Genomic DNA, 17,534 nt, shown 5'->3' with positions numbered 1-17,534 from the left:
AGTGGCATCAGATTGCCCCGCGCGTCGGCGCAGGGCAAGTCGGAGATGCTACGCCGTGCCTCAGGCGCTCTGCCGGGGACGCCGACGGCGATTGCCGCCACCGCCGCCGGGGCGTGCGCCCTTGGGGGCGCCCTGACGCTGACCGCCGCCGCCCTGACGACGACCGCCGCCACCGCCCCGGTTCTGCTTGGGCTTGGCCTCCTCCTGCGCCGGCGTCCAGCGGCTGCCGGATGCCACAGGGATCGACCCCCTGATGACCTTCTCGATGTCCTTCAGCTCGCCCATTTCGTCGGGCGCGCACAATGTGATCGCGGCACCCTCGCGCCCGGCCCGCGCTGTCCGCCCGATGCGGTGAACGTAAGTTTCGGGCACGTTCGGCAGTTCGTAGTTATAGACGTGCTTGACAACCGGGATATCCAGACCCCGCGCGGCCACATCCGTTGCCACCAGAACCGGCGCATCGCCATTGGTGAACGCCTCCAGCGCGCGGGTCCGCTGACCCTGGCTGCGGTTGCCGTGGATCGCGACGGCATTGACGCCCGCGCCGGTCAACTGCTTGGCCAGACGGTCCGACCCGTGCTTTGTGCGCGCGAAAACCAGCGCCGCCTCGTTCGGGTGGTCGCGCAGCAGGTCCAGCAAAAGTCCGGGCTTTTCAGACTTGGCGATATAGTGGATCGACTGCTCGATCTTGTCTGCGGTCTGACCGGAAGTCGCGACCTGCACCCGAACCGGCTTGTCCAGATATGTCGCGGCCAGACTTTCCATGTCCTTCGGCATCGTCGCCGAGAACAGCAGGGTCTGACGCTCTTTCGGCAGCTTCAGGGCGATCTTCTTCAGCGCGTGGATGAAGCCCATGTCCAGCATCTGGTCAGCCTCGTCCAGAACCAGAAAATGGCTTTCCGACAGGTTGACCGCACCGCGATCCATCAGGTCGATCAGGCGTCCGGGTGTCGCGACCAGCAGGTCCACGCCACGTTCCAGCCGCTTGATCTGCGGGTTGATGCCGACGCCGCCGACAACCTTGGCGACCTTCATGTGGCTGCCCTTGATGAACCCGTCCAGGCTCTCGCCGATCTGGTTCACCAACTCGCGCGTGGGGGCCAGGATCAACGCGCGGGCGCAGCGCGGGTACGGGCGCACATCGCCCTCCATCAGATGCTGAATCAGCGGCAGGCCGAATGCGGCGGTCTTGCCGGTTCCGGTCTGGGCAAGGCCCATGACGTCACGCCCGTCCAGCGCCGGCGGAATGGCCTGCTTCTGGATCGGGGTCGGGTCCTTGATGCCCATGTCGTTCAGGGCGGTAATCAGGCGAGGCTTCAGCCCCAGCATGTCGAAATCCATGTACTTTTCCTTCGCGCCGATGCGCGTAACGGCGTTCCCGGTGGAACGCGGGGGAGGGGTCACGACGCGCCCCGTCATGGGGTCAGGTCGCGCTGCCCTGGCGTGATCCTTGGGGAAGCAAACCCGCCCGTCGCTGAGGATGTCCGTCATCGGACACCCGGCTCACGCGGCCCAAGGGGCGGGGTTGAGAGGCATTTGGGGCACGGCGGGCGGCATGTCAATGGCACGTTCCGCGCCGCTCCGCCCCGGGCCTGCGGCTGAATGGCACGGCGCGGCGACAGGAGCGATCTCTGTTGCGGCGAAACCTCGTCGTCCTGCACGAGCAGGTGACCGATGAAGGCATGGATCCGATTTATCTGCTGCCGCCCTTGCAAAAAATGCCGCTCCAGTCAAATCCGGCGGCACCGCCACGTAACGCCGGATCGCAGCCGTTCGCTGAAGGCCACCGACGTGCCGCCGGTCCCCGTTCACGACATTTACCCCGATATGGGAACGTTCCGCCCCCGCTGGCGGTTTGTCTAGACGTATCCAAACATCGGAGAGAGCCATGACCGACCGCAAGAATGGTCCCCCTACCACTACGGATGCGGGCATCCGCGTCCAAAGCGATGAACATTCGCTGACCGTCGGCCCGGACGGGCCGATTCTCCTGCATGATGCCTACCTTCTGGAACAGATGGCGAACTTCAACCGGGAACGTATTCCCGAGCGTCAGCCCCACGCCAAGGGCTCCGGCGCATTCGGCACCTTCGAGATCACGCAGGACGTCACCCGCTATACCAAGGCCGCGATCTTTCAGCCCGGCGCATCCTGCGATGTCGCGGTCCGTTTCTCGACCGTCGCCGGTGAACGGGGCAGCCCCGACACATGGCGCGATCCGCGCGGCTTCTCTGTCAAGATGTATACCGAGGACGGCAATTTCGACATGGTCGGAAACAACACGCCCATCTTCTTCATCCGCGACCCGCTGAAGTTTCAGCACTTCATCCGCAGCCAGAAGCGCCGTGCCGACAACAACATGCGCGACCACGACATGCAGTGGGATTTCTGGACCCTGTCGCCCGAAAGCGCCCATCAGGTGACATATCTCATGGGGGACCGCGGCATCCCGAAGTCCTGGCGCGAGATGAATGGCTACTCGAGCCACACCTATTCGCTGACCAATGCCGACGGCGAGCGGTTCTGGGTGAAGTTCCACTTCCACACCGATCAGGGTGACAGCAACGCCTACCTGAGCCAGGACGAGGCCGACAAGCTCGCCGGAATGGACGGCGACTACCACCGCCGCGATCTCTTCACCGCGATCCAGGATGGAAACCCGCCAAGCTGGACCCTCAAATGGCAGGTCATGCCCTACGAGGACGCCAGGACCTATCACCTCAACCCCTTCGATCTGACCAAGGTCTGGCCCCATGCGGACTACCCCCTGATGGAAGTCGGCAAACTGGTTCTGAACCGCAACCCGACCGATTTCCACACCGAGATCGAGCAACTGGCCTTCGAGCCGAACAACATGGTGCCCGGTATCGGACTGTCGCCGGACAAGATGCTGCTGGCGCGGGGCTTTTCCTATGCCGACGCCCACCGCGCCCGGCTGGGTGTGAACTACAAGCAGATCCCGGTGAACAAGCCACAGGTGCCGGTCCACAGCTATTCGAAGGACGGCGCGGGACGCACGGAAAAGGTCTCGGACCCGGTCTATGCGCCCAATTCCTACGGCGGCCCCTCGGCACAGCCCGATCCCGGTGCCGAAGCCGGGCTCTGGCATGCCGACGGTGACATGGTCCGTCAGGCCTACACCCTGCGCGAGGACGACGACGACTGGAGTCAGGCCGGCATCCTGGTGCGCGATGTGATGGACGACGCCGCCCGCGACCGGCTGGTGACGAATGTCGCCGGACACCTGAGCAACGGCGTCAGCGAAAAGGTGCTGCAACGCGCCTTCGAATACTGGCGCAACATCGACGGCGCCACGGGCGACAAGATCGAGGCCAAGGTGCGCGAGAAGCTTGGCGGCAAATCCAATGCCCCCGGCCTTGCCTCGGCCCAGAGCATCGGAGGCAAACAGGCCGCCGAATAACCGTTCCCGTCCGGGGCAGGGGGACCGCCCCCTCCCCGGACACGTCCACCCGGCTCGGTCGCAGGGTCGGCCATACCGCGGGACACGACGTCAACGTGACATCTCTCCACTGATCGTGCGCGTGCGCGCCGAAGGTGTAATCGTCCTGTCCGATCCGGCCCTGCGCCGGGTCGGTTCGGGCCGTCACGGCAGGGTCGCGATACCCGACCCCCTTTCCGCCGCCCGAACCCCGTTGTATCTGCCTTCGGAACCCTTACCGACAGGCCGCCCCAAATGACGACCGACCTCGCCCGCATCCGCAATTTCTCGATCGTCGCGCATATCGACCATGGCAAGTCGACGCTCGCCGACCGCCTGATCCAGGAGACGAACACTGTCGCCCTGCGCGACATGAAGGAACAGATGCTCGACTCCATGGATATCGAGCGTGAACGCGGCATCACCATCAAGGCCAACACGGTCCGCATCGACTTTATCGCCGCGGACGGGTTGACCTACGTCCTCAACCTGATCGACACCCCCGGTCACGTAGACTTCGCCTACGAAGTGTCGCGGTCGATGCGCGCCGTCGAAGGCTCCTTGCTGGTCGTCGACTCGACCCAGGGCGTCGAGGCGCAGACGCTGGCCAACGTCTATCAGGCCATCGACGCCGACCACGAGATCGTCCCCGTCCTCAACAAGATCGACCTGCCCGCGTCCGAACCCGACCGCGTTCGCGAACAGATCGAGGATGTCATCGGCATCGACGCCTCCGACGCGCTGCTGGTCTCCGCCAAAACCGGGCAGGGCATCCGCGAAACGCTGCAGGCCGTCGTCGACCGCCTTCCCGCGCCCAAGGGCGACATCGACGCGCCGCTCAAGGCCATGCTCGTCGATTCCTGGTACGACAGCTATCTGGGCGTTATCGTGCTTGTCCGCATCATCGACGGGCGGCTGAAAAAGGGCGACCGCGTCCGCTTCATGTCCAACAACACCACCCACCACGTCGACCGCATCGGCGTGTTCCGCCCGCCGATGACCGAAATCGACGAACTGGGTCCGGGCGAGATCGGCTTCCTCACCGCCTCCATCAAACAGGTCCGCGACACACGCGTGGGCGATACCATCACCCACGAAAAGCGCGGCACCGACAAGGCGCTGCCCGGTTTCAAACCCTCGCAGCCCGTCGTGTTCTGCGGCCTGTTCCCCGTCGACTCCGCCCTTTTTGAAGACCTGCGCGACGCCATCGACAAACTCGCCCTCAACGACGCGTCCTTCAGTTTCGAGGTCGAATCGTCGGCCGCCCTCGGCTTCGGCTTCCGCTGCGGATTCCTCGGCCTGCTGCATCTGGAAGTCATCCGGGACCGCATCGAACGCGAATACGACATCGACCTGATCACCACCGCGCCCTCGGTCGTCTATCACATCCATATGCGCGACGGCACTATGACCGAGCTGCACAACCCCGCCGACATGCCCGACCTGACCCATGTCGACCACCTGGAGGAGCCGCGCATCAAGGCCACCATCCTCGTGCCCGATGACTACCTCGGCGACGTGCTGAAACTCTGCCAGGACCGGCGCGGCATCCAGATGGACCTGACCTATGCCGGGCCCCGCGCCATGGTCGTCTATGATCTCCCCCTCAATGAAGTGGTGTTCGATTTCTACGATAGGCTGAAAAGTGTTACCAAAGGGTATGCAAGCTTCGACTATCAGATGATCGGCTACCGCGAGGATGCGCTGGTCAAGATGTCCGTCCTCGTCAACGACGAGCCGGTCGACGCCCTCTCGATGATGGTCCACCGCGACCGCGCCGAGGCCCGGGGCCGCGCCATGGTCGAGAAACTCAAGGAACTGATCCCCCGCCACATGTTCAAGATCCCGATCCAGGCGGCCATCGGCGGCAAGGTCATCGCCCGCGAAACCCTGTCGGCGATGCGCAAGGACGTGACGGCCAAGTGCTACGGCGGCGACGCGACCCGGAAGAAAAAGCTGCTGGAGAAGCAGAAGGCCGGCAAGAAGAAGATGCGCCAGTTCGGGAAAGTTGAGATACCCCAATCCGCCTTCATCAACGCCCTCAAGATGGACAGCTAAGGCTGTCCGGCTTGCGGACGTCTGAGGCGGACTTGGGATGATGGGCGGCAGCGTCTTTCGCAGAAAGGCGCGTGCCCACGCGGTGAGGTGGCGTGGGACGGTGATTTTTGAAAGTTCGGTGGATGAGTGGCAGATCTTAAATTTTCTGGCGAAAATCAATCTATCCTGACCCTGGGCGCGCACCACTGGCACGCGCCATCGGACTGACGCCCAACCTCACCTCACCCGCCGTTGACGATCGCCTGTCCGACGTTCTCCGAGTCCTTGATGAACCCCTTGGTGGTTTCGCAGGCGGCCAGCCCCGTGAGCAGTGTCATGGCCAGTACGATACGCAGCATTGTCGTCTCCTGAATTGAATGTGGCCGGTGCCGCCCCAGCGGAGCGATCACCGGCTGACGTTCGTATCGTTTCAGACGAAGGCCGCGCCGCCAAGTCCCGATATCAGAACAGGTTGCCGCCCTGGTCCTCGGCCACCGTGTCGGCGACGATGGCACCGCCTGCGCCAAGGGCCGCGGCGGCGCAGCCGGACACGGTGGGCAGGAGCATCGTGAGTGCGAGGATACGGATCAGGCGGGATTTCATGGCGGTCTCCTGGGATTATGATCTGATCATAATGTGGGCAACGCGCGGAAGTGTCCATCGGTTCCCGCGGCAGGTCTCGCGCGGATCACGTCCGACGCGCATCACCCGCAGATCACCCATGCATCACCCGTCGAATTGCAGTCCCGGAAATCGTGTCCGACCATGGAACGCCAGCCGCCCGGACCACGTTGACGGACGAGACTGCAAACATCGAGGAGACCCGGATGAGCAACGATCTCGAACGAAAATTCTGGAAGGCCCTGAAATCCGACATGACCGTCTTTCTCGGCTGCGATGGGGTCAAACCCCGTCCGATGACCGCCAGCATCGACGGGGAGCACGGGCCGATCTGGTTCTTTACCAGCACCGGGACAGATCTGGGCAAGGCGTTGGATGCAAAGGCGAAAGTCGGGATCATGACCTTCGCTTCCAAGGGCCACGACCTCTGGGCCAGCGCTACCGGCACCCTCGTCATCGATAACGATCGCGCCGTTATCGATCGACTCTGGAACCCCTTCGTCGCCGCTTGGTATGATGGCAAGGACGATCCCGAACTGACCCTCGTGCGCTACGATGCAACAGACGCGCATATCTGGGAAGACGGGTCCTCCCTTGTGGCGGGCATCAAGATGCTGATGGGGAACGATCCCAAGGAAGATTACCGCGACAAGGCCGCTCAGGTTCGCCTGGACGACTGACATGGTGCGACAACCACGTCCGGCGACATTGGCGTGTTGCCGGACGCCGCCTCTGGCAACTCCACCACGCCGCGCCTAGCTTGTGGCAAAAGGAGATCCTCTCATGACAAACCCGCTGTTGACCCACTGGTCCGGCCCGTTCGCCCTGCCGCCCTTCGCCGCCATCGAAGACGAACATTTCGCTCCTGCGCTCGATCAGGGCATGGCTGAAGGTCGCGAAGCCGTCGCCGCAGTTGCGGAAAACCCTGACGCCCCGACCTTCGCGAACACCATCGAAGCGCTGGAACGTGCCGACCGCACCCTCGACCGGGTCGCGGGCGTCTTCTACAACCTTGCCGGGGCCGACAGCACCCCGGCGCGCGAAGACCTTCAGCGTGAGATGGCCCCCAAACTATCCGCCTATTCTTCGGAAATAACCAACAACGCCAAACTTTTCGCCCGGATCGAGGACCTGTGGAGCCGACGCGATACGCTGGGTCTGAGCGAGGAGCAGGCACGTGTGCTGATGTTGACGCGGCGGGGGTTCGTTCGCTCCGGCGCGGCGCTGACCGGAGACAGGGCCGCTCGCCTGACTGCCATCAAATCGCGCCTTGCAACGCTGGGCACCGCCTTCGGCCAGAACCTTCTGGCGGATGAGCGGGAGTGGTTCATGGACCTGTCGGAAGGCGACCTGGAAGGCCTGCCCGAGTTCGTGAAATCCGCCGCCCGCGCCGCCGGTAAGGAACGCGACCGCCCCGGTCCCGCCATCACTCTCAACCGCTCGCTGATCGTGCCGTTTCTGCAATTCTCGCCCCGCCGGGACCTGCGACAGAAAGCCTATGAAGCCTGGGTCGCCCGCGGTGCCAACGGGGGCCAGACCGACAACCGGAGCCATGCCGCCGAAATCCTGGCCTTGCGTCACGAACGCGCGCAATTGCTGGGCTATGACAGCTTCGCCGATTACAAGCTGGAAACCGAAATGGCCAAGACGCCCGAAGCAGTGCGGGACCTGCTGATGCAGGTCTGGCATCCGGCGCGGACGGCGGCGCTGGCCGATGCGGAACACCTTGCGCGCATGGCGCAGATGGATGGTATCACAGGCCCGCTGGAGCCGTGGGACTGGCGCTTCTATTCCGAAAAGCGGCGTCTGGAGTTGCATGACCTGGATGAGGCCGAACTCAAGCCCTTCTTTCAGCTCGACCGGATGATTGACGCGGCCTTTGCCTGCGCCACACGGCTGTTCGGGCTGGAGTTCAGACCGCTGGACGGCCCGTTCTATCACCCTGACGTGCGGGGCTGGGAAGTGACGCGCGACGGCGAACACGTCGCCGTCTTCCTCGGCGATTACTTCGCACGGCCCAGCAAGCGGTCGGGTGCATGGTGCAGTGCGATGCGTTCGCAATCCAGACTCGACAGCGACATTCGTCCCATCGTGGTGAATGTCTGCAATTTCACCCATGCCGATCCGGCATTACTGTCCTATGACGACGCGCGCACTTTGTTTCATGAATTCGGTCACGCCCTGCACCAGATGCTGTCGGATGTGACCTATCAGTCGATCAGCGGCACCTCGGTCGCACGCGATTTCGTCGAACTGCCCAGCCAGCTTTACGAACACTGGTTGGACGTTCCCGAAGTCCTTGCCGAATTCGCCACCCACGCCGAAACCGGCGCGGCGATGCCCGACGCCCTGCGCGACCGACTTCTGGCCGCCTCGACCTACGATATGGGGTTCGCGACGGTGGAATACGTCGCTTCCGCGCTGGTCGATCTGGAGTTTCACAACGGCCCGCCCCCCGCCGATCCGATGCAGAAACAGGCCGAAATCCTTGAAACGATCGGGATGCCGCGTCCGATCCGGATGCGCCACGCGACGCCGCATTTCGCGCATGTCTTCTCCGGCGACGGTTATTCTGCCGGCTACTACAGCTATATGTGGTCAGAGGTCATGGACGCCGATGCCTTCGCCGCTTTCGAGGAGGCGAATGATCCGTTCGACCCGACCCTCGCCGCCAGGCTGGAGGAACATATCCTGTCGACCGGCGGATCCAGGGACGCCGCCGATCTCTACATCGCCTTCCGGGGGAGACTGCCCGGCGCAGAGGCCCTGCTGAAGGGGCGGGGGCTGGACGCCGCCGCCTGACCTCGCAACCCCGCCTTGACCCATCTGGACTGGACAACATCAATGCCCCTGACCGCCGCCCAATCGAACGATATCGTCCAAGCCGTCCGCGACGTTGCTGCGGCGGAAATTCTGCCCCGGTTCCGCAATCTGGGTGACGGCGACATAGACGCCAAGGCCGCGTTCGACGATCTGGTGACGGTCGCCGACAAGGCCGCCGAAGATGCATTGACTGCCCGCATCCACACCATTCTGCCGGGCGATACCGTTATCGGCGAGGAGGCCGTGGCCGAAGACCGCAGCCTTCTGGACCGCGTGGGACAGGGGCGCGTCACCATCCTCGACCCGATCGACGGGACCTGGAATTACGCCCACGGGATCGCCAACTACGGCGTCATCACCGCAGTGATCGAAGACGGGGTGACGGTCTGGGGCATGCTCTACGACCCCAGTTTCGATGATTGGATCGTGGCCGCGCGCGGGGCGGGGTCGTGGTTTCATCGCGGGGGCAAATCGCGCCGCCTGAGCACGTTGCAGGACGACACGCCCTATGACCGCCTGCGCGGCAACACCGGCGGATACCTCTATCCCTTGGCGGTCCAGCCCGCTCTGGCCGCGACGACACCTCTGTTCCGTCGGGCCAATTCCATGGGCGCATCGCTGCACGAATACAGGATGCTGGTCCTGGGTGGCTCGGACTTCTGCCTGAACGGGATGCTCAACGTCTGGGACCACGCGGCGGGCGTTCTGATCCTGCAGGAGGCGGGCGGCGTGTCGCGTCTGCTGGACGGCAGCGAATACCATCCGACCATGACAGAAGGCCGGCTTTTGAATGCCCGGTCCGAAGGCATGTGGCAGCAGCTTGCGACCACTTTCAACACCGCCCTGGGTGACGCCTGAAGCTGGCGTCAGTGCCCCACATCTTCCGGTGCCACGCCCCAGAGCGCGGTTGTCGGGGCCCAGCCCTCGACGCCTTGCGCCTCGATCATGCACCACTCGTCCTGGCACTCGCCCAGCCAGGCCACGACACCGCTCTGCAATCGCGCCGAGACCGGCGCCTGAGCAGAGGGGCGGCGATACAGATCGACCATATCCGGCTCCACGATGACGCTGCGATTTCCCGATAGCAGCGAATAATGCATCCAGCCGCCCGCGCCTTCGCGGTCCTGTACGCGCCGCCATTGGCCGTATTCGTCCACCAGAAGCAGCGGCATGTTGCGGCGCTGGAATACCCAGTCGATCCTGTGTGTCGAGGAGGGGCCGCGCCGGGCGTATCCCTCGTCCACCTTCATCGACACGAAACGGGGCATGGGCAACCCGGTGACCGGCCCACGCCCGTCCTCCTGTGCATGGGCGGGAACGGCGAACAGCAGGGATTGAACGGCCAGAAGCATGGCCAGGGCCAGAATAGATAGAATGTTCCGCATGTGCCTGCCGTCCTGCTTATCTGCCCGCTCGCGCGACTGCGGGGTCTGATGCCCCTTGCTTGTCCGGACCATGATGCCATCATGGACGCCGCCGACAAAGGGGGACGTGCCGCATATGTCAACGAAACGCCTGAGTGTTGTCGTCACGCGACGCCTTCCCGCCGATGTGGAGGCGCGGATGGCCGAATTGTTCGATGTCCGGGTCGTAGGCAGCGACAAACCACTGGACAGGGCCGCACTTCTTGCCGCTTTGCAGGACGCGGACATTCTGGTCCCGACTCTGACCGACACCATTGATGCGCCGCTGTTGGCGGGCGCGGGCGAACGGCTCAAGCTGATCGCGAATTATGGGGCCGGGGTCGATCACATCGACGTGGCGACCGCGCGGCAACGGGGTATCCTGGTGTCGAACACGCCCGGTGTGCTGACCGAAGATACTGCAGACATGGGCCTTGCCCTGATGCTGGCGGTGCTGCGGCGCATGACGGAAGGCATGGCCAAGATGCAGGACGGTGTCTGGGAAGGCTGGGCACCCGAAGCCCTTCTGGGCACGCGCCTGGGCGGCAAGTCGCTGGGCATTCTGGGAATGGGCCGCATCGGTCAGGCGATGGCCCGCCGCGCCCGTGCCTTCGGCATGAACATCCACTACCACAACCGCCGTCGCCTGCATGCCGGGCTGGAGGAACCGTTGGAGGCGACCTTCCACGAACGGCTCGACGCACTGGTCGGCCTGTCGGACGTGATCTCGGTCAATTGCCCGCATACACCTTCGACGTTCCACCTCTTGAACGCCCGGCGGCTGAAGCTGATGAAGCCGACCGCCGTGATCGTGAACACCTCACGGGGCGAAGTCATCGACGAAAACGCCCTGACCCGCATGCTGCGCGCGGGCGAATTGGCGGGCGCGGGCCTCGACGTCTATGAACGCGGCCACGGCGTGAATCCGCGACTGCGCGAATTACCGAACGTCGTGCTGCTGCCGCACATGGGGTCCGCCACACGCGAGGCGCGGCAGGAAATGGGTGAAAAGGTCCTCGTGAACATGCAGACCTTCGCCGACGGCCACCGTCCGCCCGATCAGGTCGTGCCGTCGATGTTGTGAGCGATGCGGGCGAAAGGGCATCAACTCCCCTGACGTCCCGGAATACGCCCTGCAAGCTTAGGCGATGCCGTTGCCATCGACGTCAGGATGGCACGGCGCGGCGCACCGGAAACATGGGTTCGCAATTTCGACGGGCGGCGGCTGGCTGAAGGCTATGGATTCAGCAGTATCCTGAACCAGCCAAGCAGCGATGGGCGATACCGTCCTAGTCCCCCAGCTTCGCGTGCACCTCGTCCAGATCGACTTCGCCCTTGGGCATCTTGTTGCCCGGATTCTCGAAGTCATACTGGAACAGCTTGAAATCCCGGTGGTAGATTTCCCAGACCAGATGCATCGACAGATCGTCGAAATAATCCTCGACCGGGTGCAGGCGTTTGGGGCCGTGCCCTTCGGATTCGTTGAACCGGGGCACTTCGGCCAGATCGACCTTCACCGGCGTCTCGATGTGGTCGAGGACGACCTGCATCCCCTCGTTGAACTTCTCGGTAAAGACAACGTGGTCATAGCGCCCGCCGTTGGCAATGAACGTGCCCACATGGCCCGACATGGCCGACCAGTGGATGTCCGGGTCCATCGGGCGCCGAAACCGGATGGTGTCGCGCGCGAACAGCAGGAACCGGCGGAACGATGCGATCTGGTCGAACTGGAAATCGTCCTCGGGCGATCCGACCTCGACTCCGTATTTCTGCGCCAGCTTGGGCACCATGTTGCCGCGATAGCGTTTGCCGTTGCGCTGAATGCCCGCGATCTTGTCGAAGAACGACGACAGGATGCGGGTATAGGGATTTCGCACACAGGTGAAGGCATAGGATTTGTGGCCCTTGGCGTTCGCCTCGATCAGCGGCTGGCTCTCCTCCTGCGCCCATTTGTGCAGGCCCGACGTGCTGTCATGGATATCGCCATCGAAGAACCGGCCATGATCCGAATAGAACAGGATCTGCCCGATGGAGGAGCAGGCGCACTTCGGCACCACGCGATAGACCGTGCTTTCGCTTTCCGTCATCCATGTGCCCGGAAATCCCATTTCAACCCTTTCGAAACCGTTGCGCGCGCATCAAACCCGCATTCCCCGGTTTCTTCAACGCGTCCGGGGGGCTATTGCAAGGCAAAGTCGCCTAATTCGGGTTAACAAACAGGTCCATGTCGAAGATCGCCTTCATCCTGCTGTGTCACAAGGACCCGGTTGCCATCATCTCGCAGGCAACGGGGCTGACGGCGACGGGCGATTGCGTCTCGATCCATTTCGACGCATCCGCCCCGGCCAGCGCCTTCGACGCAGTGCAGGCCGGCCTGCGCGACAATCCGAATGTGGTGATGACCCGGCGGCGGGTGAAATGCGGCTGGGGGGAATGGTCGCTGGTCCGCGCCACCCTGAACGCCGTCGAAGCGGCGGTCGAGGCCTTCCCCCGCGCCACCCATTTCTACATGATTTCCGGCGATTGCCGCCCGATCAAATCCGCCGAACACGCGCATGAATTCCTCGACGCGCGCGACATGGATCATATCGAAAGTTTCGATTTCTTCACCTCCGACTGGATCAAGACGGGGATGAAGGAAGATCGGCTGATCTACCGCCATTACTTCAACGAACGGGTGAACAAACGGCTGTTCTACGCCGCGCTGACCCTGCAGCGGAAACTGGGGCTGGAACGCGCCACGCCCGCGGGGGTAGACATCATGATCGGCTCGCAATGGTGGTGCCTGCGCCGGTCGACCGTCGAAAAGATCCTCGCGTTCTGCGCCGCCCGCCGCGACGTGATGCGCTTTTTCGCCACCACCTGGATTCCGGACGAGACGTTCTTCCAGACCCTCGTGCGCCACCTTGTTCCACGGGTGGAGATCGACCCGCGCACGCTGACCTTCCTGATGTTCACGGACTACGGAATGCCCGCGACCTTCTACGACGATCACCACGACCTGCTGCTGTCGCAGGACTTTCTGTTCGCCCGCAAGATATCGCCCGAAGCGGTGGAGCTGAAGCACCGTCTCGATGCGCTCTGGACATCCGGGCGCACCGAATTTCCGATTGCGGGCGACGGGCGGCAGTTGTTCACCTTCCTGACGCAACGCGGTCGCATGGGCCGCCGCTTCGCCCCCCGTTTCTGGGAACGCGAAAGCACGCTGGGCCGCGACCGCGAGTTGATCGTGCTGGTGTGCAAGAAATACCACGTCGCCAAGCGGCTGGCCCAGTCTTTGCGCGATCATCAGATCATGCCCGCCATCGATTACCTGTTCGACGAGGAAGACACCCCGATGCCCGATCTGGGCGGCATCGAATCCACGCTGGGCAAACGCCATCGCCACCGCCGCGCCCTGCTGCGGATGCTGTTCCGTCAGGCCGGGACCGACCGGCTGACGATCTGCCTCGACCCGGTGAATTACGAGCTGTTGCAGGACTTCTACGCCGACCGCGCCACCATCCGCACCCTGCTGATCGACTGCGAATTCGATGCGGCCTATATGGAAGGCCATGCCGCTCGTATCGGCCTGATCGGCGACCAGACGCCGCGCACCACGATCGACCGCCTGATGCCCACCGTCGCGCAGGATTTCGTGACCGAGACGCTGCGCATCCGCGAGGCGGATCTGCCGGACATTCACCGCATCGCCGAAGGCACCGATGCCATCGTCAACGCTCACGTTCTGGCCGAAGTGTTCGATGTCGACGACGAAACTGCGCTGGCGCTGGCCGAAACGCCGTATCTGTTCGACGAGTGATGGCAGGACATCCGGGGTGCCACGCGCACTACCGGCGTTGACCGCCAGTCTGCGCCCGAATCCTCCGAAGCCGATTTATCTGCATTGTTCCACCGGCGGCATCTTGTTGGCGGACCATGGCAACCACAACTTCGTTTGACGACGGATCTGCCGTCTGCGGAGGCCACGTCGTTGGATTACATATATGTCGTGGCCGGACTTCTGGGTCTCTTCCTGGGCGGCGAGGCTCTTGTGCGCGGCAGTGTCGGCATCGCCAGGCGCATGGCGATCCCCCCGCTGCTGATCGGTCTGACGGTCGTCGGCTTCGGGACATCCACGCCCGAGCTTCTGGTCTCGGTCGATGCGGCGTGGCGCGGCGTGCCGGACATCGCCGTCGGCAATATCGTCGGCTCGAACATCGCCAACATTCTGCTGATCGTCGGGGTCACAAGCCTCGTCTGGCCGATCCGCGTTTCGGGTGCCACCCTGCGCCGGGATACCGGCGTCATGGTCGTCGCCGCGCTGGTGCTGCTGCCGATCTTCGCGCTGGGTGCAATCGGGCGATCGTCGGGAGCGTTGCTGGTTCTGGCCCTCGCCGGTTATCTGACCTGGGCCTGTCGTCACCCCGGCGAAGCTGGCGAGGAAGATGTCGACATGCCCGCCGCTTCGTCGACCCTCGCCTCCGCCATCTGGATCATCACCGGATTGGTCGCGCTGATGTTCGGCGCGCGGTTTCTGGTCAACGGGTCCGTCTCCATCGCGCGCGACTACGGCATCTCCGAGGCCTTCATCGGCCTGACGATCGTCGCGGTCGGCACATCGCTTCCCGAACTGGCCACATCGGTGATCGCGGCTGTCCGCCGACAGTCCGAAATCGCGATCGGCAATATCGTCGGCTCGAACATCTTCAACGTTCTGGGCATCTTCGGCATGACGGCCATGGTCGCCCCGATCCCCGTCGCCGCCCGGTTTCTGACCTTCGATCTGCCGGTCATGATCGCGGTTTCCCTGATCCTGACGGGTTTGCTGACGACTCGCCCGCACCTTGGACGCGGGGTCGGTGTGGCTGCGTTGGCGGGCTATGCGGCCTATATCTGGGCGGCGCAGGGCTGACGGGTTATTGCCCCTTCTGCACGACCGTGCCCTAAACGTCCCGACCCCATCACACCGGAGCCCGTCCCATGCCCGCCTACGACCCCGAAAATATCTTCGCCAAAATCCTGCGCGGCGAGATTCCCAACGCTACCGTCGCTGATACGGACCACACGCTGGCCTTCGACGACATCACGCCGCAGGCACCGACACATGTGCTGGTGATTCCCAAAGGCGCCTACGTCGACTACGCCGACTTCCACGCCAACGCGTCGGACGCCGAGATCGCCGATTTCCACCGGACCGCCGCGCAGATCTGCGCTGACCGGGGGGTGACCGAAACCGGCTTCCGCGCCATCACCAACGCGGGCAAGGATGGCGTGCAGGAGGTGCCGCATTTCCACCTGCACCTGATCGGCGGGCGCCCCCTCGGTCGGATGCTGGCCAAGGCCACGGACTAGGTCCGCCTTGCCGGTACTCGCGCTGGAGGCGGTGGCGGGATATGGCGGCGCGTCCGGGGCGTCGGTTCTGAACGTGCTGGTAGCCTCGGCAATGGTCGTGGCCCTGGTGCTGCTGCTCCTGCGCCGCGTGCGCCGGTGGACAAATCCCGTGCTCTGGCTCGTCATCGTCGTCCTGCTCGGAGGGACCGCCCATTTCGCACGCAGCCCGCTGGCAGCCATTGCCAACGCCCGCTTCTTTGCCGCCGATCCGGGATATGCCGCCGCCGCATCGCCGTTCGACGGGCGCAGCCTCTATATCCCCGACCCATGCTGGCTGGCACGCGGCGCACTGGGCGCGATGGACTGGACGTCCGATGGTCAATGCGGTCTGCCGGTGGCGGAGCGTCTGCGCAGCGGCGATCTCGATTTCATCGAAACCGGCACCGACCCGATCCTGCGGTTCGACCTGCGTATCGGCGACCCTGCCTGCCACGCCGGTGCCGATCAGCGTCCGCCATCCCTGACCACGATGATCTCCGCGCCCTTTGCGGTCTGCGTCATCGGTCGGCCCGTGCCCGCGTCCACTGCCGACCACCGCATCGACCAGACGCCCGGCACCGTTCCCGCGCCCGGTGACGCGTCCTATACCGCCGTGACGCTGCGCCGCGTCGCGTCGGATACCCTTATCGACCGCTTCGACAGCTGGCCCGGCGCGACTCCCTATGGCGGCGATACGCCCCCGCCCGAGGCGCGCCGCCCCTCCGGTCCGCTTGCCGCCTTTCTGGCCCCGCCACCGCCGCGCCCGGATGACTTTCAGCGCATCGTTTCCGACCGGTTGTTCGCCGCCTGGGGCGTGGACGAACAAAGCCTGCGCGCCGGTGCCCGCAATCCACTGCAATCACAGCGGTCCGAGACGATCTGGTTCGCCTGCCGCGATGACGTTCTGCCGATGCTCACGCCTGAAACGGTCGCGGCACTGCGCGATGGTGCGGCGAACCTGTTCCCCGATCAACCGAACTGGCGCTATCCCGATGATTGCCCGGCCTTTTCCCGGCGCGGGGTCGACGCCGCCGCCGCAGTGGCCGATATTGCACTGCCTGACCCTGTCTTGAGACCGTGATGATGTTTGCCAGCCTCTACACCATCATGCGCCGCCTGATGCTCGCCTTCGGGCTCTGTTTCCTGCTGCCCGTCGCGGCCAGCGCGCTCTGGTGGACGACACTGGACAGGCCGGGGGGCTGGAGGGCGGCCGATTGGGGTGCTTCGGGCATTCTGCCCGCCGCCGCCGCCCTTCCCGATGCGGCGATTCACGTCATGGCGGCGCGCACCGGCGGGTTCAAGGGTGCCGTCTCGGTCCACAGCTGGATGGTCTGGAAATCCGCCGATGCCACGACATGGAGCCGTGCCGAAGTCGTCGGCTGGGGCCATCCCGTCCGCCGCGATGCCTATGCCGCTGACGCGCGCTGGTATTCGAACCAGCCGCAGATCATAGGCTCCGTCACCGGTCCGAAGGCCGCCGCCCTGATCCCGGCGGTCGAGGCGACGGTAGACGCCTATCCCTTCAATCACCTGGGGAGCTATGTCATCTGGCCCGGCCCGAACTCCAACACCTTCGTCGCCCATATCCTGCGCGAAAACCCCGGAATCGGCATCGCCTTGCCCCCGAACGCGGTGGGCAAGGATTACATCGGCCCCGGTCTGCAGGCCCGCCGCGATGCGGGCGGCAGCGACCTGCACCTGTCGGCCTGGGGTTATCTCGGCCTGTCCATCGGTCCGCGCAGAGGGATCGAAGTCAACGTTCTCGGCCAGACCTTTGGCCTCGACCTCGCACACCCCGCCATCAAACTCCCCGCCATCGGTCGCATCGGCACCTGAAACCGCAGGTTCCGGGTCGTGGC

16 protein-coding genes are annotated in these 17,534 nt (G+C 64.2%); 11 read left to right on the top strand and 5 right to left on the bottom strand.

The features are described 5' to 3' along the window. Nucleotides 1-60: 60 nt before the first annotated feature. Nucleotides 61-1,341 carry a DEAD/DEAH box helicase gene (locus tag AC13C2_RS12900; protein WP_482887607.1) on the bottom strand — a complete coding sequence of 427 codons (1,281 nt, stop codon included), beginning with the start codon at nt 1,339-1,341 and terminating at the stop codon, nt 61-63. A 547-nt stretch (nt 1,342-1,888) separates the two neighbouring features. On the opposite strand from AC13C2_RS12900, the gene AC13C2_RS12895 reads away from it, so the two are divergent. Next, nucleotides 1,889-3,421 (top strand): catalase, encoded by a 1,533-nt coding sequence (locus AC13C2_RS12895; protein ID WP_482887051.1) that lies wholly within the window; start codon nt 1,889-1,891, stop codon nt 3,419-3,421. Nucleotides 3,422-3,694: 273 nt separating this feature from the next. Further along, nucleotides 3,695-5,497 (top strand): translation elongation factor 4, encoded by a 1,803-nt coding sequence (gene lepA / locus AC13C2_RS12890; protein WP_482887050.1) that lies wholly within the window; start codon nt 3,695-3,697, stop codon nt 5,495-5,497. A gap of 221 nt (nt 5,498-5,718) precedes the next feature. On the opposite strand, the gene AC13C2_RS12885 is transcribed toward lepA, so the two are convergent. Both AC13C2_RS12885 and AC13C2_RS12880 read right to left on the bottom strand, forming a co-directional pair. Next, on the bottom strand, nt 5,719-5,835 hold the full coding sequence (locus AC13C2_RS12885; RefSeq protein WP_139204662.1) for an entericidin: 117 nt from the start codon (nt 5,833-5,835) through the stop codon (nt 5,719-5,721). 103 nt (nt 5,836-5,938) lie between these two features. After that, nucleotides 5,939-6,079, bottom strand: coding sequence for a hypothetical protein (locus tag AC13C2_RS12880; protein ID WP_339640102.1), 141 nt, complete (start codon nt 6,077-6,079; stop codon nt 5,939-5,941). A gap of 224 nt (nt 6,080-6,303) precedes the next feature. Between AC13C2_RS12880 and AC13C2_RS12875 the strand changes: the two genes are divergently transcribed. The 3 genes from AC13C2_RS12875 to AC13C2_RS12865 all read left to right on the top strand — a co-directional run bounded on the left by AC13C2_RS12875 (nt 6,304) and on the right by AC13C2_RS12865 (nt 9,778). Next, a complete protein-coding gene (locus AC13C2_RS12875; RefSeq protein ID WP_482887049.1) occupies nt 6,304-6,777 on the top strand; it encodes a pyridoxamine 5'-phosphate oxidase family protein in 474 nt (157 codons plus the stop codon). 103 nt (nt 6,778-6,880) lie between these two features. Then, on the top strand, nt 6,881-8,899 hold the full coding sequence (locus AC13C2_RS12870) for a M3 family metallopeptidase (protein WP_482887048.1): 2,019 nt from the start codon (nt 6,881-6,883) through the stop codon (nt 8,897-8,899). A 42-nt stretch (nt 8,900-8,941) separates the two neighbouring features. Continuing rightward, complete coding sequence (locus AC13C2_RS12865) at nt 8,942-9,778, top strand: inositol monophosphatase family protein (protein WP_339640099.1); 837 nt, start codon at nt 8,942-8,944, stop codon at nt 9,776-9,778. An 8-nt stretch (nt 9,779-9,786) separates the two neighbouring features. Here AC13C2_RS12865 and AC13C2_RS12860 read toward each other — a convergent pair whose 3' ends face one another. Continuing rightward, nucleotides 9,787-10,305 carry an SH3 domain-containing protein gene (locus AC13C2_RS12860; protein WP_474522395.1) on the bottom strand — a complete coding sequence of 173 codons (519 nt, stop codon included), beginning with the start codon at nt 10,303-10,305 and terminating at the stop codon, nt 9,787-9,789. Nucleotides 10,306-10,420: 115 nt separating this feature from the next. Between AC13C2_RS12860 and AC13C2_RS12855 the strand changes: the two genes are divergently transcribed. After that, the gene (locus AC13C2_RS12855; RefSeq protein WP_092761249.1) at nt 10,421-11,407 is read left to right on the top strand and encodes a 2-hydroxyacid dehydrogenase; all 987 of its coding nucleotides are present in this window, start codon (nt 10,421-10,423) and stop codon (nt 11,405-11,407) included. A 205-nt stretch (nt 11,408-11,612) separates the two neighbouring features. On the opposite strand, the gene AC13C2_RS12850 is transcribed toward AC13C2_RS12855, so the two are convergent. Beyond that, nucleotides 11,613-12,431, bottom strand: a complete 819-nt coding sequence (locus AC13C2_RS12850) for a sulfotransferase family protein (protein WP_092760520.1) — start codon at nt 12,429-12,431, stop codon at nt 11,613-11,615. A gap of 116 nt (nt 12,432-12,547) precedes the next feature. On the opposite strand from AC13C2_RS12850, the gene AC13C2_RS12845 reads away from it, so the two are divergent. From AC13C2_RS12845 to AC13C2_RS12825, 5 genes are all read left to right on the top strand, one after another. Beyond that, nucleotides 12,548-14,125, top strand: a complete 1,578-nt coding sequence (locus AC13C2_RS12845; RefSeq protein ID WP_482887047.1) for a DUF5928 domain-containing protein — start codon at nt 12,548-12,550, stop codon at nt 14,123-14,125. 171 nt (nt 14,126-14,296) lie between these two features. Beyond that, nucleotides 14,297-15,217 (top strand): calcium/sodium antiporter, encoded by a 921-nt coding sequence (locus tag AC13C2_RS12840; RefSeq protein WP_482887046.1) that lies wholly within the window; start codon nt 14,297-14,299, stop codon nt 15,215-15,217. A 68-nt stretch (nt 15,218-15,285) separates the two neighbouring features. Further along, complete coding sequence (locus AC13C2_RS12835) at nt 15,286-15,657, top strand: HIT domain-containing protein (protein ID WP_339646088.1); 372 nt, start codon at nt 15,286-15,288, stop codon at nt 15,655-15,657. A gap of 7 nt (nt 15,658-15,664) precedes the next feature. Then, nucleotides 15,665-16,756: a hypothetical protein gene (locus AC13C2_RS12830; RefSeq protein WP_482887045.1), complete on the top strand. Its 1,092-nt coding sequence runs from the start codon at nt 15,665-15,667 to the stop codon at nt 16,754-16,756. Beyond that, the gene (locus AC13C2_RS12825) at nt 16,756-17,511 is read left to right on the top strand and encodes a DUF3750 domain-containing protein (protein WP_217638783.1); all 756 of its coding nucleotides are present in this window, start codon (nt 16,756-16,758) and stop codon (nt 17,509-17,511) included. Before AC13C2_RS12830 ends, AC13C2_RS12825 begins: the two co-directional genes overlap by 1 nt. The last annotated feature ends 23 nt before the right edge of the window (nt 17,512-17,534 follow it).

Source organism: Jannaschia sp. L-14R (genome assembly GCF_056857695.1).
This window is presented reverse-complemented; position numbering and strand designations above follow the sequence as displayed.